Source organism: Massilia sp. YIM B02763, assembly GCF_030412015.1.
Taxonomy (GTDB): domain Bacteria; phylum Pseudomonadota; class Gammaproteobacteria; order Burkholderiales; family Burkholderiaceae_D; genus Telluria.
In genome coordinates this window covers 108,896-134,002 of record NZ_JASNRD010000004.1, presented here as the reverse complement: position 1 = coordinate 134,002, position 25,107 = coordinate 108,896, and the positions used below count along the sequence as shown (strand labels likewise).

General features: G+C 68.1%; 17 protein-coding genes and 1 tRNA gene. 9 read left to right on the top strand and 9 right to left on the bottom strand.

The features are described 5' to 3' along the window. Positions 1-152 precede the first annotated feature (152 nt). The 3 genes from QPK32_RS08155 (at position 153) to QPK32_RS08145 (ending at position 3,294) form a co-directional block, all read left to right on the top strand. Entirely contained in the window at positions 153-965 is an 813-nt protein-coding gene (locus QPK32_RS08155; protein WP_290412295.1) for an alpha/beta hydrolase, read from the top strand. Positions 966-1,156: 191 nt separating this feature from the next. Then, positions 1,157-2,671 carry a PhoX family phosphatase gene (locus QPK32_RS08150; RefSeq protein WP_290412294.1) on the top strand — a complete coding sequence of 505 codons (1,515 nt, stop codon included), beginning with the start codon at positions 1,157-1,159 and terminating at the stop codon, positions 2,669-2,671. Positions 2,672-2,697: 26 nt separating this feature from the next. Beyond that, entirely contained in the window at positions 2,698-3,294 is a 597-nt protein-coding gene (locus QPK32_RS08145; protein ID WP_290412293.1) for a PEP-CTERM sorting domain-containing protein, read from the top strand. Between the two features lie 53 nt (positions 3,295-3,347). On the opposite strand, the gene QPK32_RS08140 is transcribed toward QPK32_RS08145, so the two are convergent. Then, positions 3,348-4,760, bottom strand: a complete 1,413-nt coding sequence (locus QPK32_RS08140) for a GntP family permease (RefSeq protein ID WP_290412292.1) — start codon at positions 4,758-4,760, stop codon at positions 3,348-3,350. Between the two features lie 341 nt (positions 4,761-5,101). Between QPK32_RS08140 and QPK32_RS08135 the strand changes: the two genes are divergently transcribed. After that, positions 5,102-5,983, top strand: a complete 882-nt coding sequence (locus tag QPK32_RS08135; RefSeq protein WP_290412291.1) for a PAS domain-containing protein — start codon at positions 5,102-5,104, stop codon at positions 5,981-5,983. Here the strand turns inward: QPK32_RS08135 and QPK32_RS08130 are convergent. The 4 genes from QPK32_RS08130 to QPK32_RS08115 form a co-directional block, all read right to left on the bottom strand. Beyond that, positions 5,980-9,129 (bottom strand): efflux RND transporter permease subunit, encoded by a 3,150-nt coding sequence (locus QPK32_RS08130; RefSeq protein WP_290412290.1) that lies wholly within the window; start codon positions 9,127-9,129, stop codon positions 5,980-5,982. The genes QPK32_RS08135 and QPK32_RS08130 overlap by 4 nt on opposite strands. After that, positions 9,119-10,351: an efflux RND transporter periplasmic adaptor subunit gene (locus QPK32_RS08125; protein WP_290412289.1), complete on the bottom strand. Its 1,233-nt coding sequence runs from the start codon at positions 10,349-10,351 to the stop codon at positions 9,119-9,121. The genes QPK32_RS08130 and QPK32_RS08125 overlap by 11 nt, the downstream gene beginning before the upstream one ends. After that, a complete protein-coding gene (locus QPK32_RS08120) occupies positions 10,348-11,655 on the bottom strand; it encodes a TolC family protein (RefSeq protein WP_290412288.1) in 1,308 nt (435 codons plus the stop codon). The genes QPK32_RS08125 and QPK32_RS08120 overlap by 4 nt, the downstream gene beginning before the upstream one ends. Before the next feature lie 80 nt (positions 11,656-11,735). Continuing rightward, positions 11,736-12,089 carry a hypothetical protein gene (locus QPK32_RS08115; RefSeq protein WP_290412287.1) on the bottom strand — a complete coding sequence of 118 codons (354 nt, stop codon included), beginning with the start codon at positions 12,087-12,089 and terminating at the stop codon, positions 11,736-11,738. Between the two features lie 162 nt (positions 12,090-12,251). Here QPK32_RS08115 and QPK32_RS08110 point away from each other — a divergent pair, with 162 nt between their 5' ends. Further along, a complete protein-coding gene (locus QPK32_RS08110; RefSeq protein WP_290412286.1) occupies positions 12,252-14,729 on the top strand; it encodes a glycoside hydrolase family 95 protein in 2,478 nt (825 codons plus the stop codon). 121 nt (positions 14,730-14,850) lie between these two features. Here the strand turns inward: QPK32_RS08110 and QPK32_RS08105 are convergent, their stop codons facing one another. Then, entirely contained in the window at positions 14,851-17,397 is a 2,547-nt protein-coding gene (locus QPK32_RS08105) for a family 20 glycosylhydrolase (RefSeq protein WP_290412285.1), read from the bottom strand. 12 nt (positions 17,398-17,409) lie between these two features. Beyond that, positions 17,410-18,741, bottom strand: a complete 1,332-nt coding sequence (locus QPK32_RS08100; RefSeq protein ID WP_290412284.1) for a sugar MFS transporter — start codon at positions 18,739-18,741, stop codon at positions 17,410-17,412. 297 nt (positions 18,742-19,038) lie between these two features. Here QPK32_RS08100 and QPK32_RS08095 point away from each other — a divergent pair, with 297 nt between their 5' ends. From QPK32_RS08095 to QPK32_RS08085, 3 genes are read left to right on the top strand one after another with little or no spacing between them, the layout of a single operon-like run. Then, entirely contained in the window at positions 19,039-19,530 is a 492-nt protein-coding gene (locus QPK32_RS08095; RefSeq protein WP_290412283.1) for a type VI secretion system tube protein Hcp, read from the top strand. 11 nt (positions 19,531-19,541) lie between these two features. Next, positions 19,542-20,069 (top strand): penicillin-insensitive murein endopeptidase, encoded by a 528-nt coding sequence (locus tag QPK32_RS08090; protein ID WP_290412282.1) that lies wholly within the window; start codon positions 19,542-19,544, stop codon positions 20,067-20,069. Continuing rightward, the gene (locus QPK32_RS08085; RefSeq protein ID WP_290412281.1) at positions 20,066-20,443 is read left to right on the top strand and encodes a hypothetical protein; all 378 of its coding nucleotides are present in this window, start codon (positions 20,066-20,068) and stop codon (positions 20,441-20,443) included. Before QPK32_RS08090 ends, QPK32_RS08085 begins: the two co-directional genes overlap by 4 nt. A gap of 190 nt (positions 20,444-20,633) precedes the next feature. Here QPK32_RS08085 and QPK32_RS08080 read toward each other — a convergent pair whose 3' ends face one another. After that, a complete protein-coding gene (locus QPK32_RS08080; protein WP_290412280.1) occupies positions 20,634-21,971 on the bottom strand; it encodes an IS4 family transposase in 1,338 nt (445 codons plus the stop codon). Positions 21,972-22,067: 96 nt separating this feature from the next. Beyond that, positions 22,068-22,158, bottom strand: a tRNA-Ser gene (locus tag QPK32_RS08075). A 240-nt stretch (positions 22,159-22,398) separates the two neighbouring features. Here QPK32_RS08075 and QPK32_RS08070 point away from each other — a divergent pair. Next, on the top strand, positions 22,399-25,101 hold the full coding sequence (locus QPK32_RS08070; protein WP_290412279.1) for a polysaccharide deacetylase family protein: 2,703 nt from the start codon (positions 22,399-22,401) through the stop codon (positions 25,099-25,101). The last annotated feature ends 6 nt before the right edge of the window (positions 25,102-25,107 follow it).

Sequence of the window (25,107 nt, the reverse complement as noted above, 5' to 3'; positions counted from 1 at the left end):
CGTCCACGCGTTCAACCAAGGCCGGCACCGCGGAATCGCGCCCGCCTGCTGGACGCGTGGACGGCGGAGCCGTCCACCCTACGGCCAAGCGTCCGGCGATATTTGCGTCTCTGCGCTAATATCGGAAGCGCCATCGTTCCTGTCCGCCGACCATGCTGCCCCTCGAAACCCTCGTCCGCCGCCCGTCCCGTCCCCTCGCCAACGCCCCGCGCGTGCTGCTGGTGCACGGCATCTGCGTCGGGGCCTGGGTGTGGCAGGAACACTTCATGCCCTACCTGGCCGATGCCGGCTTCGAGGTGCACGCGCTGAGCCTGCGCGGCCATGGCGGCAGCGCCGGACGCGAGCGCCTGAACGACTGGCGCCTGGCCGACTACACGGCCGACCTGCGGCGCACGGCGACGGCCATCGCCGCGGGCAGCGACGCGCCCCTCGTCGTCGTCGGCCATTCGCTGGGCGGTGCCGTCGTGCAGGACTGGCTGCGCGGCGGCGGCCATGCGGCCGGGGTCGCGCTGATGGCATCCGTGCCGCCCTGGGGCCTGGCCTACTCGGCCTGGCAGATGTGGATCAACTCGCCCGATTTGTTCAAGCAGCTGGCGCGCCTGGGCATGCCGGGCGACCAGCTGCTCGACCCCGCCATCCTGCGGCCCCACCTGTTCTCCAATGACCTGCCGGACGCCGACTATGCGCGCTTCGCCAGCCGCGTGCAGGGCGAATCGCGCCACGTCGGCGTCGAGCTGCAGGGCTGGCGTCCATTCGCGCCCATGCCCTGGCAGGTGCCGCCGATGTTCGTGCTGGGCGGCCTGGACGACCGCTTCATCCGCCCGGACGCCGTCCAGGGCACGGCCGGCTACTACGGCGGCGTCCCCACGATGGTGCCGCGCCTGGCCCACGCGCTGATGCTCGATCCGCGCTGGGAAGACGCGGCGCGTCCCCTGCGCGACTGGCTGCTGCGCCTGGCCGCCTGACGCTGCTTCCAGCCTCTCCTCCCCGCCGTCGTACGCGGCGCACGCGTATGCACGATGTTGTCATTTTGCTGTCATTCGCGTGACATGTTCGTTTGTTTTAATGCATCGAACCGTGCCATCCGCAGCACGGTCCCACGCCGGCCGCGCGCCGGCTCCATGACCGTTTCATCTGACTTTGGGAGAAGTTCAGCATGACGAACCACGCCATCTCGCCGTCGCGGCGCAACCTGCTCAAGGGCCTGGCCGGCGCCGGCACCCTGCCCTTCGTCGGCGCCTTCGCCGCGTTGCAGGCACGGGAAGTCCTTGCCGCCAGCTCGGCTGCAGGAAAGACCAGCAACCTGATCGACAGCCCCTACGGCCCGATCGCCCCCGTCAACGACATGACGACCGGCCTGCCGCTGCTGCAGCTGCCGCCGGGCTTCACCTATAAAAGCTTCGGCTGGACCGGCGACACCATGACCGACGGCCACGCCTGCCCCGCTGCCCACGACGGCATGGGCGTGGTCCTGTCGCGCAAGGTCGGCCGCAGCACGGAGCTGGTCCTGGTGCGCAACCACGAGGCGCATGCCGTGGCGCAGGACCGCTTCATCAATGCCTTCGGCGTCTACGACACGGGCGCGAGCAGCGCCGGCGCGTCGACGCGGCTGGGCGGCGGCACGACGAACCTGCTGTTCCGCGACGGGAACTGGGTCAGCGTCACGCCGAGCCTGGGCGGCACCGACGGCAACTGCGCCGGCGGCGTCACGCCCTGGGGCACCTGGCTGAGCTGCGAGGAAATCGGTTCGGATGCGCTGTCCGGCTCCGGCAAGAAGCACGGCTACGTGTTCGAGGTATCGACGGAGACGACGCAGACGACGGGCGAGCCGATCGTCGGCATGGGCCGCTTCGCGCACGAGGCGGCCGCCGTCGACCCGGCCACCAGCAACGTCTACATGACCGAGGACCAGTCGGGCAAGTCGGGCTTCTACCGCTACGTCCCGCTCATCAAGACGGGCGGCTACGGCGTGCTGGCGCGCGGCGGCGTGCTGCAGATGGCACGCGCCAAGGGCATCGTCAACGCCAACCTGGCCGGCGGCCTGATCGGCGACACCTACCAGCTCGAATGGGTCGACATCGCCGACCCGGACGCCAACCGCGGCAATGCCGCCGGCCCCACCGGCGCCATGATCTCGGGCGCGGCCGGCCCGTTCCTGCAGGGCTGGCAGCAGGGCGCGCTGCGCATGAACCGCGGCGAAGGCATCTGGTACGCGCAAGGGAAGATGTTCGTGATGGACACCTCCGGCGGCGGCGTGCAGCGCGGCGCGATCTGGGAACTGGACCTGGCCGCGCAGACGATGACCTGCATCTACTCGAGCCCCAACACGACGGTCGGCAATATGGGCGACAACCTCACGATCAGCCCGCGCAACGCGATCCTGATCTGCGAGGACGCGTCCAGCGCCACCACCGACATGTTCGGCTTCGGCCAGCGCCTGATGGGCATCACGGGCGACGGCAACGCCTACATCTTCGCCAAGAACAACGTCGTGCTGAGCGCCGCCCAGCTGGGCGCCGCCGGCAAGGACGCCAGCCTCGCGGCCGACCACCGCGGCAACGAGTTCGCCGGCGCCTGCTTCGACCCGACGGGCCGCTACCTGTTCGTGAACATCCAGACCCCGGGCATCACCTTCGCCATTTCCGGCCCATGGGCCAAGGGCCCGCTGTGAGCGCGCGCCATCGACAGGAGACCACCATGCACGCGAAACTTCCCGCCTCCCTCTTCCTCGCCGCCGGCCTGGCGCTGGCCCAGGGCGCCCAGGCCGTCGTCCTGCAGGGCGCCAGCGGCAGCAACCCCAGCGCCGACTACAGCGGCGCCGGTACCGTCGCGTTCGACCTCGACCTGGCCACCTTCGCACCCACCACCTTCCGCTTCACGCTGGAAGAAGCCGACCTGGCCGGCCCGCTCGCGTTCAACGCCCTCGTGCGCAACATCGGCGGCGCGGCGCTCGAGCAGTTCAGCTTTTCGCTGACGGGCATCACGTTCGCGGCCAGCGGCAGCGTGACGCCGGCCTTCGGCACGATCGGCGCCGTCAGCTTCGGCCCGCAGGCCGCGAACATCGCGTTCGCCACGCCGGAATGGGCCGAGTTCCAGTTCGGGAATCCGTTCGGCGCTGCGGCCGGCAGCGACTGGCTGCTCGCCACCACGGGCCTGCGCGCCGGCGACAGCTTCACGATCACGGCCGCCAGCACGGTCGCGGCCGAGGTGCCGGAACCGGGAACGGCTGCCATGATGGTGCCGGCGCTGTGCATGCTGGGCCTGATGGCGGCACGCCGGCGCAAGCGCGGTTGATGGTTGATCGTTGAGGATCCGTTCGGGCCGGCGCGCCCGGGCGGATCTGCGTCTCAGACCAGGCCGGTGGCGTAGTACACGCCGATGACGAAGAACACGGCCAGCGTCTTGATGATGGTGACGGCGAAGATCTCGCGGTAGGATTCGCGGTGCGTCAGCCCCGTCACCGCCAGCAGCGTGATGACGGCGCCGTTGTGCGGCAGCGTGTCCATGCCGCCGCTGGCCATCGCCACCACGCGGTGCAGTACCTCGAGCGGAATGTGCGCGGCCCGCGCGCCCTGGATGAACAGGTCGGACATCGCCGCCAGCGCGATGCTCATGCCGCCCGAGGCCGACCCCGTGATGCCGGCCAGCGAACTGACGGACACCGCCGCGTTCACGAGCGGATCCGGAATGCTCTTCAACGCGTCGCCGACGACGATGAAGCCGGGCAGCGCCGCGATCACGCCGCCGAAGCCGTATTCGGAGGCCGTGTTCATGGCCGCCAGCAGCGCGCCGCCGACGGCCGCCTTGGAACCGTCGGCGAAGCGCGCCGCGACGCGGCGGAAGGCCGTCGCGACGACCAGCAGGATCCCCAGCAGCAGCGCCACCTCGACGGCCCAGATGGCGACGACGGTCTTGATGGTGGCCGTCACCGGCGCGTGCACGCCCGGCAGGATCTCGGGCGCCACCGTGTAGACGTCGCCGTACCAGGCCGGGATCAGGCGCGTGAAGGCGAAGTTGACGACGCCGACCGTCAGCAGCGGCAGGATCGCCAGCGCCGGATGCGGCAAGGACGGATCCGCCCCCGCGGACTGCGTGCGCTCCGGTTCGTTGACGAGCGACGTGCCGTAGCCCTCCCCCTTGGCCATGGCCGCGCGGCGCCGCCATTCGAGGTAGGCCAGGCCGACCGCGACGATGAACAGCGAACCGATCGTACCCAGCACGGGTGCGGCCCACGACGTGGTCTTGAAGAACGTCGTGGGAATGATATTCTGGATTTGCGGCGTGCCCGGCAGCGAATCCATCGTGAACGAGAACGCCCCCAGCGCGATCGCGCCCGGCATCAGGCGCTTCGGGATGTTGCTCTGGCGGTAGAGCTCGGCCGCGAACGGGTAGACGGCGAACACGACGACGAACAGCGACACGCCGCCATAGGTCAGCAGTGCGCACACGGCCACGATCACGGCGTTGGCGCGCGCGCGGCCGATCCAGCGTATCGCCGCGTTCACGATGGATTCGGAAAAGCCGGACAGCTCGATCACCTTGCCGAACACGGCGCCCAGCATGAACACGGGGAAGTACAGCTTGACGAAGCCGACCATCTTTTCCATGAAGATGCCGGAAAAGACGGGTGCGACGGCGCCAGGCTCGGTGAGCAGCACGGCACCGAGCGCGGCGACCGGTGCGAACAGGATGACGCTGTAGCCGCGGTAGGCGGCGAACATCAGGAATGCCAGCGCGGCAAGGACGATCAGGAACGACAAGGTGCATCCTCCATGGTTGGTCGTGCGGGCCGGATCGTGACGTCGATCTCTTGACGGCCCAAGCCAATTATTATTCAGGAATCAATAGCTTCCTATACGTAAAATTACGGTTTTAACATGACCGTGCACGGGATGATAGCGATAACCAAGAATTAACATTCCTTGCCAACAGTGAATTCTTTGTAGAAATTACTTTTGCTAAGCTGGCTTTCTCTGCAACAAATTTGAATAACAAGCATCAAGAAATTGCATCCAATGCTTGCATGATGCTTATAATTGTTAAATAAAAAAATGACGGAGTGGGGGCGCTTTTGACCAGCACGAGCACGGAGATCCTGTTGATGCTAATGCCTGTGGGCTTGCTGGCCGCGATCCTACTGGCCCGGCAACAGCAGCACCTCGCGGCCCTGGCCGGCGAAGCGCGTGAGCTGCGGCGCACCGTGCTGCATCTGGAATCGCTGTTCGAACAGGCGCCGCTGGGCATGGCGGTGTTCGACACCGACGGGCGCTTCCTGCGCATCAACAGCCTGCTGGCCGACATCAACGGGCTCACGCCCGGCGACCATATCGGCAAGACGCTGCGCGACCTCGTGCCCGGCGTGGCCGATGCGTCCGAAGCCGCGTTCCACCAGGTGATGCAGAGCCGCCAGCCCGTCGTCGGCATGGTGTTCGACGGCGCCACCGAGGCGAACCCGGGCGACAAACGCACCTGGCGCCTGAGCGTCCATCCCGTGTTCGACCGCAGCCAGAAGCTGCTGGGCGTATCGGCCTCCGTGGAAGACATCACCGAACGCCATCGCCTGACCGCCGCCCTGCGCGACAGCGAACAACGCGAACGGCGCCGCGCCGCCGAACTGGAAAGCGTGATGGACACGGCGCCCGTCGCCATCTTCATCGCCCACGACCGCGAATGCCGCCACGTGACGGCGAATGCCACCTGCCGGCGCCTGCTGCGCCTGGCGCCGGGCGAGAGTCCCTCCATGACGGGCCCCGGCATCCGCCCCTACGACGTGTACGACGGCGAGGACGCCGTCGCGCCCGAACACCTGCCGCTGCAGCGCGCCGCCGCCAGCGGCGAGGAGACCTGGGGCCGCGAGCTCGTCGCCCGCTTCGCCGACGGCGACCGGCTGCACGTCACGATGAACGCGGTGCCGCTGCGCGACGAACGGGGCCGCGTGATGGGCGCCGTCGCCGCGTTCATCGATACGGGCGCGGGGCGCTAGCGCCTGGCGCGGCCGTAGACCAGGTCGGCCAGCGCCGGCAGGATCAGCAGGGTCAGCGCCGTCGACGACAGGATGCCGCCGATGACGACGGTCGCCAGCGGCCGCTGCACCTCGGCCCCCGTCCCCGTCGCCAGCGCCATCGGCAGGAAGCCCAGCGATGCCACCAGCGCCGTCATCAGCACGGGCCGCAGGCGCGCCTCGGCCCCTTCGCGCACGGCCCGGCGCGCGTCGACGCCCTGATCCAGCAGGCCGCGGATGAAGCTCAGCATCACGAGGCCGTTCAGCACGGCCACGCCGGACAGCGCGATGAAGCCGACGGCTGCCGACATCGACAGCGGCAGGCCGCGCAGCCACAGCGCCACCACGCCGCCCGTCATGGCGAATGGAATGCCGGAAAAGACCAGCAGGCCGTCGGCAAGCCGGTTGAACATCAGGTACAGCAGCGCGAACACGAGCGCCAGCGCGGCCGGCACGACGAGCGCCAGGCGCTTGCCCGCCGCCTCCAGCTGCTCGAACTGGCCGCCCAGCCCGAGCCAGGTGCCGGGCGGCAGCTTCACCTGCGCCAGCTCGCGACGCAGGTCCGCCACGAAGGAACCGAGGTCGCGCCCGGCCACGTTGGCGCCGACGACGATGCGGCGCTTGCCGTTCTCGCGGCTGACCTGGTTCGCTTCCGGCACCAGGGCGAGCGTGGCGATGCTCGACAGCGGGATGCTGTCCACATGGCCGTTCTTTTCCGGCAGCGCGATCGGCAGCCGGCCCAGCACCTCGATGTCGTTGCGCTGGCCTTCCGGCAGGCGCACGGTGATGGCGAAGCGGCGGTCGCCCTCGAACACGAGGCCGATGTCGCGGCCGCCCACCAGCGTGCCGAAGGCCTCCTGCACGTCGGCCACGTTCAGGCCGTAGCGGGCCGCCTTCAGGCGGTCCACCCGCAGGGTCAGCGTGGGCAGGCCCTCGGTCTGCTCGACCTGCACCTCCTGCGCGCCGGCCAGCTGTTCCAGGCGCTGCGCGACCTGGCGCGCCACCTGCATCATCGCGTCCTGGTCGTCGCCGAACACCTTCACGGCCACGTCGCTGCGCACGCCCGAGATCAGCTCGTTGAAGCGCAGCTGGATCGGCTGCGAGAACTCGTAGGCGTTGCCGGGGATGCGGCCGGCCGCTTTCCGGATCGCCTCCACCAGCTCGGCATGGGTGCGGCGCGGCCGCGGCCACTGGCTTTCCGGGCGCAGCATGATGAAGCTGTCGGCGGCGTTCGGCGGCATCGGGTCGGTCGCCACCTCGGCCGTGCCGATGCGCGCGAACATGCGGTCGATCTCCGGGAACTGCGCCAGCAGCGTGCGTTCCAGCTGCTGCTGCATCTGCACCGACTGCTGCAGGCTGGTGCCGGGGATGCGCAGCGTCAGCAGCGCCAGGTCGCCCTCTTCCAGGTTGGGCGCGAACTCGGTGCCCAGGCGCGTGGCCAGCAGGCCGCCCAGCAGCACGGCCAGCACGGCGAAGGCCAGCGCCACCGGGCGGTTGCGCAGCACCCGATCGAGCAGCGGCGCATACCAGCGGCGCGCGCGCGCCATCAGCCGGTTCTCGCGCTCCGCCACCGGCCCCGTCACGCACAAGGCGACAGCGGCCGGCACGAAGGTCACGGACAGCAGCATCGCCGCCGCCAGCGCGATCACGACCGTCAGCGCCATCGGGTGGAACATCTTGCCCTCCACGCCGCCCAGTGCAAACACGGGCAGGTACACCGTCATGATGATGAGCTGGCCGAACAGCAGCGGCCGGCGCGCCTCCGCGGCCGCCGCGGCCACCTCGGCGAAGCGCTCGCGCGCCGTCAAGGCCCGCCCCGCCGCGCCCTGCGCATGGGCCAGGCGGCGCACGCAGTTCTCGACGATGACGACGGCGCCGTCGACGATGATGCCGAAGTCGAGCGCGCCGAGGCTCATCAGGTTGGCGCTGACGCCCGCCTGCAGCATGCCCGTGAACACCATCAGCATCGTCAGCGGGATCACGGCCGCCGTGATCAGGGCGGCGCGCAGGTTGCCCAGGAAGAGGAACAGGATCGCGACGACCAGCAGCGCGCCTTCGACGAGGTTGTTGCGCACCGTGCGGATCGCCTTGTCGACGAGGACCGAGCGGTCGTACACGGGCAGCGCGCGCACGCCCGGCGGCAGCGAGCGATTGACCTCTTCCAGCCGGGCGCGCGCGGCGGCGGACACCGTGCGGCTGTTCTGGCCCACCAGCATGAAGGTGGCGCCCAGCACGACTTCTCGGCCGTTCTCGGTGGCGGCGCCGGTGCGCAGCTCGCGGCCCATCTCGACCTGGGCGACGTCGCGCACGCGGATCGGCGCGCCGGCGCCGGCATCGACGACGATGTCGCGGATGTCGTCCAGCGAGCGCAGTTGCCCCGGCGTGCGCACGACCAGCTGCTCGCCGCCGCGCTCGATGTAGCCGGCGCCCGCGTTGCCGTTGTTGCGCTCCAGCGCGCGCATCAGCATCTCCAGCGACAGGCCCAGGGCCGACAAGCGTGCCATGTCGGGGGCGACCTGGTATTCCTTCAGGTAGCCGCCGATGGTGTTCACCTCGGTGACGCCGGGCACGCCGCGCAGTTGCGGCGCGACGATCCAGTCCTGGATCTCGCGCAGGTCGGACGGCGTGTACGGCGTGCCGTCGCGCTTGCGCGCATCCGGCGCCGCCTCGACGGTCCAGGAAAAGATCTCGCCGAGGCCCGTCGCCGCCGGTCCCAGCGCCGGCTCGATCCCGGCCGGCAGCGCGCTCCGGGCCTGCTGCAGGCGCTCGTTCACGAGCTGGCGCGCGAAGTACAGGTCGGTGCCGTCCTCGAACACCACCGTCACCTGCGACAGGCCGTAGCGCGACAGCGAGCGGGTCTGCTCCAGGCGCGGCAGCCCGGCCATCGCCGTCTCGATGGGGAAGGTGATGCGCTGCTCGACCTCCAGCGGCGAGTAGCCCGCGGCGGCGCTGTTGATCTGCACCTGCACGTTGGTGATGTCCGGCACCGCGTCGATGGGCAGGCGCCCGTAGCTGGCCACGCCCAGCGCGGCCAGGCAGGCGGCGGCGAACATCAGCAGCCAGCGCCGCGCGATGGAAAAGGCGATCAGCCGCCCGTAGAACGATCGGTCCGTGGCGTCAATGGTCATGGTCGGCCTCTCCCTTGCCCAGCTCCGCCTTGAGCAGGAAGCTGCCGGCCACCGCATGCGGCGTGCCGGCCGCCAGGCCCGCGACGATCTCGGTGCGCCGGCCGTCCGAACGGCCCGTCGTCACCGTACGCGCCGCGAAGCCGGCCGGCGTGCGCACGAACACCACCGTGCGTTCGTGGATGGTCTGGAGGGCGTCGTTGGCGACGGTGACCGCCGCCTCGCCCTGCCGGCCCATCAGGTCGACGTCCGCCAGCATGCCGGGACGCAGGCGCAGGCCGGGATTCGGCAGCACGATCCTGGCGACGGCCGTGCGCGTGGCCGCGCCCAGCACGGGCCCCACGAAGGACACGGTGCCCTTGAGCTCCTGCGCCAGCGCCGTGGCACTGACGCTGGCCGGCATGCCCACGCTCACCTGGCCCAGGCTGTCGGCCGGCACGGCGGCCTCGATCCAGACGCGGCCGAGGTCCGCGATGGTCAGCAGCGGCTTGCCCGGATCCGCCGCCATGCCCGCCACGGCGGGCCGCTCGACGACGATGCCGGCCAGCGGCGCACGCACCGTCACGGCGCTGGACGGCGCGCCGCCGTCGATGTTCAGCGCGGCCAGGCGCTGGCGCGCCGCCTGCTGCGCGATCTGCGCCTCCTTCAGCGCGCTGTCGGCCGCGTCGAAGTCCTGGCGCGCCGAGATGCCCTCTTCCCACAGCCGACGCTCGCGCTCGCGCACCGTGCGCGCCAGCTGCAGGCGCTGGCCGGCCGCGGCGAGATCCGCGCGCCATTGCGCGACCTCGGGACTGCTCAGGACGACGAGCCCGTCGCCGCGCCTGACCGCCGCGCCGGGCGACACCAGCACCGACTGCACCATCCCCATGGCGGGAGCGGCGACGGCGACGCTGCGGTCGGCATCCGCCACGACCTGGGCCGGCAAGTGCAGGCGCTCGCCGATGCTGGCGGCGCGCGCACTGTCGACGGCGATGCCGTTGGCCGCGACCTGGGCGGCCGTCATGGCGATCGCGCCGTCTTCTTCCGCCGCCGGGGCCACGCCGGCGGCGGCGTGGCGGTCGTCGTGGCCGTGGGCGTCCTTGTGCTGTTCGTGGCCTTCGCTGTCCTGCGATGGCGCTTGCGGGCGCGGTGGACCGTCCGGCCGGCGCCACAGCATCAGGGCGGCCAGCAAGGCGGCGACCGCGCACATCAGCGCGATCGCGGTTTTCTGCTTCTTGTTCATCATGGTGCTTTCGATAATGGTTGGGCCGGGCCGGCCAGGCGTTCCAGCTCAGCGCGAGCGCGCCAGGCGTCGCGCAGCGCCTGCCAGCTGCGCGAGCGCACCTGGAACCAGGTGCGCTGGGCGTCGAGCACGTCGAGGAAGCCGAACTTGCCGTATTCAAAACCCTTGAGCGTGAGTTCGTAGACGGAGCGCGCCTCGGGCACGACGTCGCGTTCCAGCAGCTGCGCTTCGGCGCGCGCCTGGCGGTAGCGCGCGTGCGCCGTGCCCAGTTCCGCGCGGGCCGCGTCGCGCGCCGCTTCCAGTTCGGCCTCGGCGCGCGCGCCGCGTTCACGCGCGGCCGCGAGCCTGCCGCCGTTGCGGTCGAACAGCGGCAGCGGCACGGCGATGCCGACGACGGCCTGGTGCCGGCCGGCCTGGTCGTCGCGCTGGCTGCCGACGGAGAGCGTCAGGTCGGGAATGCGCGCCGCCCGTTCGACGTCCGCTTGCGCGCGCTGCACGGCCAGCCGGCCCTGGGCGCGGCGCACGTCGGCGGCGGCATCCAGGCCGCGCCGCAGCAGCGCGTCCAGCGGCTCGGCCTCGGGCAAGGCATCGGCGTCGATGGGCGCGAGCGGCTGTCCGGCGGCGGCATCGCCGACGAGCTGCGCCAGTTGCGTGCGTGCGACCGCGAGTTCGGCAAGCGCGCGTTCGCCCTCGGCCTTCGCTTCGGCCTGAGCCAGTCGCGCCTTGGCCGCCTCGATGGGCGACACCTTGCCGGCGGCGACCCGGCCGCTGGCCACGCCTGTGCTGCGCGCTGCCAGCGCGGTCGTGGCATCGGCGATGTGCTGGCGCTCGCGGGCCGCGAGCACGGCGCAATAGGCGTCGATGACGTCGGCGCGGATCGCCTGCCGGCGCAGCGCCAGCTCGGTTCGTGCCAGCGCGAGTTCGCCCTCGGCCAGCTTGACGCGCGCCCCGCGCTTGCCGCCGAATTCGATGGGCTGGTTGATCTGGACGGTGGTGGTGCGGCTGCCGGCCTGCTCGCCTTCGCGCAGCCAGGCCAGTTCCGGATTGGGCAGGCGGCCCGCCTGGTCGACGTCCGCTTCTCCGGCCGCCACGTCATGGCCAGCCGCGCGCAGCAGCGGATGGCGTTCGAGGGCCAGCGCAATGGCGGCCTGCAGGTCGAGCGCCGCCGCGGGTTGGGGTGCAGGTGTCAGTGTAGGCACCGCGGCCATGGCGGACGGCGCGGGCCCGTGCGGTTGCGCGACTGCGCCCCCGCACCAGGCCACGAGCGCCGCCGCCAGGACGCGAAGGCGCCTGGAGTGGATGTGCATGGTTGCTCCCGATGGTTGGATGGATCAGGCGTGCAGGGGCATGCGGACCGCTGCCGGTCCGTCAGGCAAGGCGCTGCACGCTAGGCGGCAGCGTTGGACCATTGGGGACGTTCGGGACGTCCCGCGGGGAAGGAAGCGTAGGTGGGCAGCAGCGCGGCGAAAGTCGCCGCGTGCGCATGGGGGAATGGCGCGGGCGTCGCGCCCGGCGGGGCCGCGGCCGTGTGGCTGAACGAACAGGCGGCGCAATGGGGATCGGCCGCGCCGGCGCCCTCGTCGCCGGCAGTGACCACCGCCACGTCGGTGGCGTTGGCCTCGCCCGCCTGCGCATGGTGGCTCACGCCGGCCGCCGTCACCACGCAGCAGCGGTCCGCTGTCGCCAGCGCGAGCTGGAACGGATAGACCACGAGCAGGAAGATGATGAACCAGCGGCGCATAGGTGGCGTGCAGGAGGATGTCGGTTGGCTGTGCGTGCGATCGTACCGTACAAATTCGGTTCGACGCTTGCATGATACCGGATCGACGCCCATGTTAGCGCATGACAATTACAGAGATGTGCATGTTACGATGCGCCACCGATAAAACATACGGAGACACGCATGACAAAGAGCGGCATCGATTCGACCCGGCGCCACGTGCTGGCCGCCACCGGCCTGGCCATGATCTGGCCGGGCCTGGCCCGTGCCACGGCCGTCGCCACGACGGTCGCGGACGGCGGCGGCGAGCGCGAACGCCTGGCCCTGTGGTACGCGCAGCCGGCCGCGCAGTGGGTCGAGGCCCTCCCCCTCGGCAACGGCCGCCTGGGCGCGATGGTGTTCGGCCGCCCGGCCCAGGAGCGCCTGCAACTGAACGAGGACACGCTGTACGCGGGCGGTCCCTACGACTTTTCCAACCCGGGTTCGCGCGACGCGCTGCCGCGCGTGCGCGCGCTGATCGACGCCGGCCGCTACGCCGAAGCGCGCGACCTGGTGAGCGACGCCATGATCGCCAAGCCGGCGACGCAGATGCCGTACGGCGCGGCCGGCGACCTGCTGGTCGACGTGCTGGGACTCTCCGGCGCGGCAAGGTACCGCCGCGCGCTCGACCTCGACACGGCGATCGCCTCGACCTCCTTCACCAGCGGACGCACGCGCCACCTGCGCGAGAGCTTCGCCAGCCTGCCCGACCAGGTCGTGGTGCTGCACCTGCGCGCGACGGGGCCGGACCGCCTCGACATCGACGTGGGCTACCGCCATCCGCAATACAAGGTCAGGTACGGCAATACCCGGTCGAGCAAGGACGGCGATCCGGTGCTGCAGACCGGCGTCGCCTGGGACTTCCGCGAGCCCCTGCAAATCGAGGACGTGCCGGACAGCCTGTCCGTCGCGGCCGACGGTCCGCGCGCCCTGCTGGTCCAAGGCCGCAACGCCGACAACGCCGGCGTGAAGGGCGCGCTGCGCTACGCCGTGCGCGTGCTGGCGCTGGGCGACGGCAAGGTCACGGTGGAGGGAGGCCGCCTGCGCGTGCGCGGCGCGCGCGAGATCACGCTGCTGGTGGGCGCCGCCACCAGCTACGTGCGCCACGGCGACATCGGGGGCGATCCGGTGCGCATCGTGCGCGGCCATACCGATGCGGCGGCGCGCAAGCCCTACGCGGCGCTGCGCGCGGACCACGTGCAGGCGCACCAGGAACCGTTCCGGCGCCTGTCGCTGCGTATCGGGACGGACGACGGCGCGCTTCAGCCGATGCAGCCGACCGACGCCCGCATCCGCGCCGCCGCACAGACGCTGGACCCGTCGCTGGCCGCCCTGTACCTGCAGTACGGGCGCTACCTGCTGCTGTCGTCCTCGCGTCCCGGCAGCCAGCCCGCCAACCTGCAGGGCATCTGGAACGAAGGCACGAACCCGCCCTGGGGCGGCAAGTACACTATCAACATCAATACGGAGATGAACTACTGGCCGGCCGAAGCGGCCAACCTGCCCGAGTGCACGGAACCGCTGCTGCGCATGGTCGAGGAACTGGCCGCCAGCGGCGCCGTCGCCGCACGCCAGGGCTGGGGCGCGCGCGGCTGGGTCGCGCACCACAACACGGACCTGTGGCGCGCCGCCTTCCCCATCGACGGTCCGAACTGGGGCATGTGGCCCTGCGGCGGCGCCTGGCTGTGCCAGACGCTGTGGCACCACTACGAGTACGAGCCGGACCAGGCCTACCTGCACCGCATCTACCCGCTGCTGAAAGGCGCTTCCCTGTTCTTCGTCGATACGCTGGTCGAGGACAAGGACGGCCGCGGGCTCGTCACCTCGCCGTCGATCTCGCCGGAGAACGAGCACCACCCGGGAGTGGCGGTCTGCGCCGGCCCGGCGATGGACCGCCAGATCGTGCGCGACCTGTTCGCCTGGACGATCGCCGCGCACGCGCAGTTGCACGATCCGGACGTCGCCTTTGCGCAGACGCTGAAGGACATGCGTGCGCGCCTGGCGCCGGACCGCATCGGCGCCCAGGGCCAGCTACAGGAATGGCTGGAAGACTGGGACGCGCAGGCGCCGGAACAGCACCACCGCCACGTATCGCACCTGTACGCCGTCTACCCGAGCGAGCAGATCAACGTGCGCGACACGCCGGACCTGGTGGCGGCGGCAAAGAAGGTGCTGGACAACCGCGGCGACATGTCGACCGGCTGGGCCACTGCGTGGCGCCTGGCGCTGTGGGCGCGCATGGGCGACGGCGAACGCGCCCACGGCATCCTGCGCGGCCTGCTGGGCCCCGTGCGCACCTACCCGAACATGTTCGACGCCCACCCGCCCTTCCAGATCGACGGCAACTTCGGCGGCGCGGCCGGCATCCTGGAGATGCTGGTGCAGTCCTGGGGCGGCGAAGTCCGCATCCTGCCGGCGCTGCCCACCGCCTGGCCGGAAGGATCGCTGTACGGCGTGCGGGCGCGCGGCGGCCTGGAGCTGGACCTCGACTGGGCCGGCGGCCGCATGCGGCGCCTGTCCATACAGGGCAAAGCGGGCCAGCGCGTGCGGCTGCACGTGGATGGCCGCGCGGTGGCGCTCGAACTGGATGCGCGCGGCCGGGCGGAGATGCGGGCAACCTGACCGGGAACGATATCCACAGGGGGCGGGAGATATCCACAATTTCTGTGGAGAACAACCTACCCCGGGGAGCGAAAGCCAGCAGGCATGCGGTGTCCGCTGGCGTGCCCGCCTTTTAGGCAGGTTACCTGTGGTCGATCGTCGCGACCAGGCCACGTCGGCCGTTGCGGTCGAAGGCCGCCACCTTGATCGTGCCGTGTGCAGCGATCGGCCCGGTCACCTGCTTGCTGGCGGCCGTGGGCGCGCTGCCGTCGGTCGTATAGCGCAGCGTGATGCCGGGCAGGACGTGGTTGGCCAGCACGCGGCCGCCCTCCACTATTAAACCGGGCGGCGCAATGCGGTAACTGACGCCAACGCCGTCCAGGTCCAGGCGCGGCAGCACGCGCTGGCCCAGTGTATTGACGAAGCCGGTCCACGCATCGCGATACAGCGCCGCGGCCCTGGCCGGATCGGTCTCCGTGGCCCAGGCAGGGTCGGGCGCCCAGGCGCGTTCCGCCACGGCCAGCAGGCGCGGCATGACCAGGTAGTCGATGAGGGCCGGGTCGCGCACCGTCTCCGTAAACATCGTGGCTTCGAGCCCGCGCAGTCGGCGCTTGCCGAAGTCGGTAAGGCCGTCCTTGCCGATGCGGGCCGCATCCGGCGCGTTCTTCAGGTAGTCAAACGGGATGAAGTCGTAGACATCCTCCAGCTCCGTGTAGGCGCCCCAGTTCACGCCCGGCTCCTCCGGATTGGCGTTGTACGACATGTCCATGTACATCTTGGTCACCGGCGCCAGCACGATATCGTAGCCGGCATTGGCGAGGCGGTAGGCGAAGTCTTCGGCACCGGGCGTGTTGTTCCAGACGTAAGCGTGAAAGCCGCGCTGCGTGAAGCGGGGATTCGGGATCAGCTTGCGGCGGCCGTGCAGCACGGTCTGGCGGGCGCCGATCTCTTCCCAACCCGACGTGAACAGGCCGCGCTGGCGCAGCATGGCATCGACGCGTTCGTAGAAATCATCCCACAGGTCGGCCGTCGTCTCGAGTCCTTCCTGGCGCATGCGCGCTTGCGCGGCGGGCGACTTTTCCCAGGCGCCGTCGGGCACTTCGTCGCCGCCCATGAAGATCGTGTGCAGCGGCACGCCGGCCTCGCGGTGCAGCGCGACGATGGCGTCGACCACGTGCTCGATGAAGGTGAAGCTCGATTCCAGGCCCGGATTGAGCACGTGGTCCGTGTACATCTGCGGCGACTTGTAGACGGAGCGGTCCTCGAACTCGGTCAGCAAGTACCTGGCCGCGTCCTTGTCCCCTGCCCTTGCCAAGCGCCGGTAGCGCGCTTCCATCGCCTGGATGGCGGCGCGCGCATGGCCCGGCATCTCGATCTCCGGCACCACCTCGATGTGGCGCGCGTGCGCGTAGCGCAGGATCTCGATGTAGTCGGCGCGGCTGAAGTAACCGCTGCCACGGGGGTCCTTAGGATCGGGGCCGGAACCGTAGGCCGGCTGCAGCCGCAGGCCGGCCCGCGCCGCGTGGCCGCGCACGGCGCCGACGGACGTCAGCTCCGGCAGGCCCGCGATCTCGAGACGCCATCCTTCGTCGTCCGTCAGGTGGAAGTGGAAGCGGTTCAGCTTGAAGCGCGCCATCAGGTCCAGCCATTTGAACACCGTCTGCTTGCCGTGGAAGTTGCGCGCCACGTCGAGCTGGAAGCCGCGGTAGCCGAACCGGGGCGCATCGACGATCTCGATTTCCGGCAGCGTGAGGTCCGGCGTGCCGGGCAGCGGCATCAGGTCGCGCAGCGTCTGCAGGCCGTAGGCGACGCCGGCCGCACTGTTGCCGACGATGGCGATGCCGCTGCCTGCGCGGATGCTCAGGCTGTAGGCCTCGGGCGAGGACTGGTCCTTCACCTTGCCCACGCTCAGGCTCAGGGCCGGGCCGCCAGCCGGCAGGTTCGCGGGAAACAGCGATCGTGCCAGCGCCGCCTCGTTGCTCAATGCGGCCGGCGCGTCGATGCGCGGACGCGCCGTCAGCCGCAGCGTGCCGCTCCCCTTCCGCAGCTGCAAGGGCGTGGGCAGCACCGGCGGGACCGCGGCGGCGGGCAGCAAGTCCGCACGGGCGTTGCGGCGATAGGTGTCCTGCGGCGTGGTCAAGGGCGGGATGCCGCTGGCGCCGCGGTCCAGCTGTTCCGGCCGCGTGACGGGCAGCAGCGCGAAGTCGATGGCCGTGCCGGCGTCCGGCGTCGCGTCGTAGACGAGGTAGGGACCGGCCGGCGCGCGCGACAGCTTGATGACCGGGTCCGGGTGGTAGTAGACGATGTCCAGCGTCTGGCCCGGCTGCAGGCCGGGAAAATCCGGTGCGGGACGCAGGCGGAACAAGCCGCCCGCGACCTGCTCCAGGATCACCTTGCCCGGCAAGGCACCCGTTTCGACGCGCTCCATGAAATTGAGGTACAGCGACCAGCCCTGCGGCGGCAACGGCTTGCTGTCCTTGTTGGTCAGGATCAGGCGCGCCTGCGTGCGGCCGCCCGGCGCCTGCTGCGTGTACAGGTTGCGCTGCAGCTCCCAGCGCAGTTGCAGCTTGGCGCCACTGGCGACGCTGGCTGCGGTGTCCTGCGTCGCCGGCGCTTCCCGCGCCTGGGCCAATGGCGCGGCCAGCAAGGCGACCAGCAGCCAGCGTGCGTAGCGTGTCCGGTCGATCAACGGTGTCTCCATTCAGCGCCAGTGGCGGATGGCGTGCCCGCGCGCCGCATACCAGAAAATCAGCGCATAGCACGGCAGCATGAGCCAGTAGGCTTCGCGCGGCGCGACGGCATCGGACAGGCGCCCGTACAGCAGCGGCAGCACGGCGCCGCCGGCGATCGCCATGACCAGCAAGGCCGAACCGCTGGCCGTGTGACGCCCGAGTCCCTGCAGCGCGAGCGGCCAGATGGCTGGCCACACCATCGCATTCGCAAGGCCCAGCAGCGCCAGGCACATGACGGTGTTCGGCACCGGCACGATCCCCGTCCAGCCCAGCAAGGCCTGCGCGATGCCGCTGTCGTGCGGCGAACCGGTGGCCACGCCGACGGTGAACACGAGTCCGGCCAGGCCCGAGCACAGCAACGCGCGCTGCTGCGACAGCCAGCGCGGAATCGCCACCACGCCGATCAGGTAGCCGAGCACCATGCACACCATCGTGTACGACGTGAGCACGCCGAAGTTGGGGACGCCCAGCTCGTGGCCGTACAAGCCGATGGTGTCGCCCGCGATGACCTCCACGCCAACGTAGGCGAACAGGGCCAGCGCGCCCAGCACCAGTTGCGGATACTGCAGCACGCCTAGGCGTTCGACGTCGTCCCCTTCTTCGGCATCGAGCGGAATCTCGCGGAGCCTGGAGAAGTGGATGAAGACCATGATCGCGAACAGCAGCCCGGCCATGCACGCGTACGGGAACACGAGGCGCTGCGCCAGCGTGGCACGCATGGCATCACGTGCGGCCGGCTCCAGCGTCGCCAGCGCGGTATGCGAAAAGCGGTCGATATCGGCCAGCATCAGCGAGGAAAACACGAGCGGCACGACCACGCCCGCGCCCTTGTTGAAGAGCCCCATGATACTGATGCGCATGGCCGCGCTCTCGCGCGGGCCGAGGCAGACGATGTAGGGGTTGATGGCCGTCTGCATGAGGGTCATCCCGGTGGCGAGCGTGAACAGCGCGGCCAGGAACAGTCCGTAGTGCGTGGTCTGCGCGGCCGGGATGAACAGCAAGGCACCGCAACCCATGATGGCCAGGCCCAGCGTCATGCCGTTCTTGTAGCCGGTCCGCCTGAGCACCGCGGCGGACGGCAGCGCCATCACCGTGTACGCGATGTAGAACGCGAAGGTGACCCACAGGGCCTGGAAGTTATTGAGGCTGCAGACGATCTTCAGGAACGGGACCAGGAAGCCGTTGAGCCAGGTGACGAAGCCGAGGATGAAGAACAGGAGGCCGACGAAGAGCATGCCGGTGACGACGGCGCGGGTGGAAGTGGCCGTGACTTGCTTCGGCTGGTCGACGCTCATGTCCATGCTGCGGCTCCCTTGTTATGGATGAGGCATGCTAGCACGAGCGTGGACTGACATCGACAATGCTCGGTCTTCCCGTTCTGCGGCCGCCTGGACCAGTTTTTCGAACCAGCCTGACACATCACGGAATCTCATGCCTGTACCAGTCGAGGCGCCGACCCGATGCTTCTTTACGCCAATCACCTAAGCAGACTCGGCGTCTAATTGATCAGCTCCAACGTGCTTTCGTTCCAATGCCCAAACAATAGTCGCTTGTCGCTGGAAGGCAGGAACGAGCAACCTCATCGGAGAATTTCTACCATGGCAATCGACGTCTATCTGCAAATCGACGGCATCAAGGGCGAGTCGCAAGATTCAACGCATCAGGGCTGGATCGAAGTCACCTCGGCACATTGGGGCGTGACTCAGCCTCGTAGCGCAACCGCTTCTACAGCAGGCGGTCACACGGCGGAGCGGTGTGAGCACCGTACCATTTCACTGTCCAAGCTGGTCGACCTCGCCTCGCCAACCCTCATGCAGACCTGCTCCATGGGCAAAACCGTCCCGAAGGCCAAGTTGGAGTTCATGCGTGCAGACGGCGACGGCAAACCGGTAAAGTATTACGAGGTCGAATTGGAGAACGTCATCATCGCCAATATCGACCAGTCCATGGGAAACGGTGGCCTGCTGCATGATGAAATCGGCCTGCGGTTTTCCAAGGTGAAGTGGAAATACACCCAGCAGAAGATTGGCGGCGGCGCAGGCGGTAACACCGCTGGTGGCTGGGATCTCGCCTGCAACAAGTGCGCATAACGGAGGAAGCCATGCCTGATGGCGTTCCAATTCAACCGAAAGACCGGCGAGGCTACTTCATGCTGCCACAGGCGCCCGAGGATGCAGGATATTACGTGTACGGGACACTCCACGACGTGCCGGGCACTGGCCACCTGGCGCAGTATGCGCACCCCAACTTGCTTACGTTGATCTTCCAGATCGAGCGCCAATGGCAATCCATGTGTGACCGGAAATTCGGGATCGGCAACATCAGCATCGATGGCGGTTTCGCCTACGACAACCACAAATCGCACCAGAAAGGCATCGAGATGGATTGCCGGCCGGTTCGCAAGGACTACATGACGGGGCAAGCTGCGCGCTGCACCTACAGGGACAAGGAGTACGACTTTGAGGCCACTACGAATTTGATTAGCCTGTTTGTTGAGCACCCGTGGATTAAGATCGCTTACTTCAACGACGAGCGAGTGCAAACGGCGCTGGGTGGTGCTCGCGTCAAGTCCCTCATAGGCCACAACAACCACTTCCATGTCGAGCTTTGGCCGAGGTACGGATCATGAGCGCGCGTATAGTGTTCCTCGTCGCAGCCCTCACCTTGTACTCACTGACGCAGGCGGCCGAGAAGCAGGAAACCTCGGCCGGTGGCCCTAAGCCACTCAAAGGCGATTACTGGGTGTACGGCGGCGAATTGGGCGATACAGTGCCGCCAACGAAGAACGACCGGAAGGTCGCATTCACGTTTAGGGGGCCGCTCGCAAAGGAGCTGTTCGACCAGATCGGACCTGACAACAAGGATACCTGTGGGGCTGCCCCTGATCACCGAATACGAGACAGGAGTGACCTCTCCTGTGTCTGGGACAAGCGTGACGGTTACACCTGCTATTTCGGCTTGGACGTAGCCAAGGGGAAGAGCACGTACGGGTCGATCTGCTAGATCTGCTAGGGGATTGCGTCGTGCGCCCTCGGCGCACGGGGCTGCCGCCAGGGCGGCAGCAAAGTGGCGATTCGGAAGGCACGCCCTTGCAGGGGCGAGGCCTTCGAATCCCCCGCGCAGGGCCCGCAGGGGCCCTGCTTCTCTCCGCCATGAAACAAATGCAAAAAGGCCACCCGAGGGTTAATGCCAGTCAGTTAAGCTGACTGGCATTTTTCATTGGAAATTTGGATCTGGGCTGTTTGACTGCTCGTGGATACGATCGCGTTCGACGCTCTGGCAAGAGGTAGGCACATGCCTGCTGGTGCAGCAAAGCCAGGCGCTTGGGGAAGGTGCCAGGCGTTTGCAAAGGCCAGTGGTACAGGGCCGAGGTGATGGCCAGGGCCAGCCACTGGAAGCTCAATCGTTGTGGCGGCACGTGCATTTCATCGGCCATCTGGGCGATCTCATGACGCAGCAGGTTGTAGGCAATGAGCGTGCCCCACACTTCCTGACGTACCAGTGCAGGCAGCTTGCTGCGCAACGTCGTCGCATTCTTCTGCATGCCCTGCTTGATTTCCCTAAACCCCAATTCGATTTCCCAGCGCTGCACGTAATGCGCAGCGATCTCGCGTGCAGGGAAACGATGCGCATCGCACAGGGATGTCAGAAACTGCCGACGCTCGCCGCCGACCTTGCAGGTGATGAGACGTGCTTGCCAATGGGATGGCAAGTCGGGGCGCTGCTTGCGTGCCTGCGGCGAGATCGGCATCCTTACCAGGCAGTCGTCCGGTGTGAACTGACACACGACTTCATAACGCAACCCGGTTCTGTCTCGCATGAGCCAATGCCTTTGTTGCCCTGCGTGCTGCCAGTCGAGCAAGAAGGCGGCCGAGAAGTAGGCGCGATCGAAGATCGTCAGGGACTCGTCCGGCACCTTGTGCATGAGCGGTCTGGCAAAGCTCAGTTCCCCGGTTCCATAATCGCCAAACTCGGCGGCGCGGATCAGGTGCGTATAGGTATCCATCAGACAGACTGCGCACAATTGGGGCCAAGCGCCATTGCTATTTGCGTTCGAGCCTCGTCCGAATTGCTCGCTATTGGCTGGCGTGTCGGGAAGCGACCATACGACACCATCGACAGCGTAACTTCGCAGTCCATGAAATCGCCCGTGCTCCAGTACAGCGCCGCTTGTCCAGCAGCTTGCCAACCGTTCGAACAGCCACGCCATCGGCGCTTCTCCCAGGCGTTCACGACCTGCGACAGCAGCACTAGGAGCAGGAGCGTTCAGCGTCGGTCCGTTGGCAAGATCGAGCTGTTGGACGATGTGCCAGATCGGCTCATTGCGAAATAAGGCTAGGCCGATCACCAACCAGACCATGTGCTCAGCGGGCAGGCGCCGCCGTCGCAGCGATACGGTTCCGGTTTGCCTCAGGGCTTCGTCAATCCATGCAGGATCGATCAGGCTGGCGAATCGCTCGAACTCATGCGGTGCCAGCTCAGCCGCATCGTCCAGGTCAAGTTGGAGAGCCATAATAAAAAACGGATTCACGTTGCACGTGAATCCGTTTTAGCTCAAACCGTCGACTGGTCAATGCCTTAAGTGACTGGAATTAACCAAAGGGTGGCCTTTTAAGCTTTACATTCTTGGCGGAGAGAGGGGGATTCGAACCCCCGATAGGCTATGAACCTATACACGCTTTCCAGGCGTGCGACTTAAACCACTCATCCATCTCTCCTGATGGGTTTTCGCATCTCTGCGAAGCCGCCTATTATAGCAACTATTCCCGGCAGTACAAGGGTGTTCGGTGCCCATGTCGCGCACGGCGTGCGCAACCTGACTTGGATCCCTGCCTCCGCAGGGACGACGGGGTGTTGTTTGCGACACCACAACCCCTGGAGTTTCGGTGGCCCGCGATAGTGCAATAATGGTATTGTTGCTCAGATAAAACATTCTCCCATCCGAGCCACTGCCCGCCGTGAAACGCCAATCCCTCTACGCCATCATCTTCGCCGTCGCCGCAGCCGGCGCCGCCAGCGGCACCTATCTCGTCAGCCGCAAGTCCGACACGCCACCCGCCCCGCAGCAGCCCGGCAACAGCGCCGCGCAGTCGCCACAGGCCAGCGCCATCGCCTCGGACATGCGCCAGATGCTAGCCGCCTACCGCAAGATGATCGTGCTGACGCTGGACGAGGAAGCGCTGTCCGCCGAGGCGCGGGCGGAGGCGAATCGCGTCGGCCAGCAGCTGTTCCATGAGAACCAGGAGCGCATCGCCAGGGTCGATAACGCCCTCGGCCAACTGGTCTCTTCGAACGATGCGCGCCGCTTCGACCAGGTCGGCGGCCTGCTCGACTACGTCGAATCGGGCGAAGGCCTGTACGATGCCGACCGCCTGGCCTTCCGCGAGACGCTGCAGTCGCTGCTCGACCGCGTGGCCCAGGATTCCGCGCTCCCCGCCATCAAGCTGCACAAGCGGATCTCGGAAGACCTCGATGCGTTGGCCGAGGTCGAGCGCATGTACGAGAAGGAGATCCGCGCCGTGTTCGGGCGCTACGAGTCCCGCTCCATCGTCCTGAAGCGCGAGAAGTGGGACAGCTACGTCGCCTACCTGAAGACGCAGTACCAGCGCGACCGCATCCTGAAGGATTACGGCGTCGTGCTGCCCTACCCCGCCAAGCCCGATCCCGTCGAACCCGGCGAGCCGGCGGCAGCGGCGGCGCCGACGAAAGCGCGCGAGGAAGCGGAGATCTTCGGCAAGACGCTGCCGAAGAAGACCATCGTGCTGACCTTCGACGACGGCCCGCACCGCCGCTACAGCGAGGAGATCGCCGCCATCCTCAAGCAGTACGATGCGCCGGCCGTGTTCTTCAGCGTCGGGCGCAACCTCGGCACGCTCGATGCGAACGGCGCGGCCAAGCTCAATGCCGGCGCGGCCGTCAGCCGCAAGCTCAAGGCGCAGGGCTATGTGCTCGCGAACCACAGCTTCTCGCATGCGCAACTGTCGAAGCAGACGGGCGCCGGACTGCGTTCGGAGATCCTCGATACGGATACGCTGCTCAAGGCCGTCGATCCGCAACGCTCCGACCTGTTCCGCTTTCCCTACGGCGCGCGCAACAAGGAAGGCCTGCAGCTGCTGGAGAACGCGCACCTGAAGTCGGTCATGTGGAATATCGATTCGCTCGACTGGGCCGACCCGGTGCCCTCGTCCATCGCCGACCGCGTGCTGCGCGCCGTGGACAAGGAAGGCCGCGGCATCGTCCTGTTCCACGACATCCACGAGCGCACCGTGAAGGCGCTGCCCGCGATCCTGGAGCGCCTGGCTGCCGAGGGCTACCAGTTCGCCGGCTGGGACGGCGCAACCTTCAAGGCCAGCGCCGCCGCAGCGCCGGCGCCGATGCCGCGCGCAGCCGCCACGGGGTATGCGAATTCGTGGGCGATCCTCGTCGGCGTCGACAACTATCCGAAGTGGCCACGCCTGCAGTATGCGGTGCACGATGCCGAGGGCGTCGGCCAGCTGCTGGTGCAGAAGTTCGGCTTCGCGCCGGAACGCGTCATCACCCTGAAGAACGAACAGGCCACGCGCACGGGCATCCTGGCCGCCTTCCACGACAAATTGGCGCATGGAGGACTGCAGCCGAACGACCGCATCTTCGTGTTCTTCGCCGGCCACGGCGCCACGCGCAAGCTCAGTTCGGGGCGCGATCTCGGCTACATCATTCCCTACGACGCCGATCCGAACCAGCTGGCGACGGATGCGATCCCGATGACCGAGATCCAGAACATCGCCGAGAGCCTGCAGGCCAAGCACGCGTTCTTCGTGATGGATGCCTGCTACAGCGGGTTGGGACTCACGCGCGGCGGCGCCAACGCGTCCTTCCTGCGCGATAACGCGCGCCGCCTGGGACGCCAGATGCTGACCGCCGGCGGCGCCGACCAGCTGGTGTCGGACGGCGGGCCGAACGGCCACTCGGTGTTCACCTGGACCTTGATGCAGGGCCTGGGCGGCAAGGCCGACCTGAACGGCGACGGCCTGATCACCGCGACGGAGCTGGCCGCCTACGTGGCGCCGGCCGTGTCGAGCGTGTCGCAGCAGACGCCCGCCTTCGGCAGCTTGCCGGGATCGGAAGGCGGCGACTTCGTGTTCGAACTGCCGGAAGAGACAGAGTTCCTGAACACGAACACGGCGCAGCTGTCGAACGATGCGATCGCGCTCAACAGCAAGCTCGATGCGAAGGCGTCCGCGCCTTCGTCCACCGTCGTCGTGAAGGATTTGCAGGGCGGCACGGCGACGATCACGGCGCCGGCGGCAGTGCCCGTGTCGAGCCGGCAGCAGGCGCAGCGCGCCAACGACCATGGGCTGCAGCTGTACAAGGAAAAGCAGTATGCGCAGGCGGAGGCGCAGTTCACCGAGGCATTGAAGTTGCGGCCGAACTTCGCGCTGGCGGCGAACAACCTGGGCTTCGTTTACTACAAGCAGGACAAGTTCGCGGAGGCGGCGCGCTGGTTCGAGAATGCGATCAAGATGGATCCGTCGCGGGCGATCGCGTACATGAACCTGGGCGATGCGTATGCGCGGGCGGGGGATGGGGTGAAGGCGAAGGCGGCGTACAAGACGTATCTGGAGCTGGCGCCCAACAGTGCGAGTGCAGGGTATGCGCGGCAGCAACTAGAAAAATTATAAGCCGCC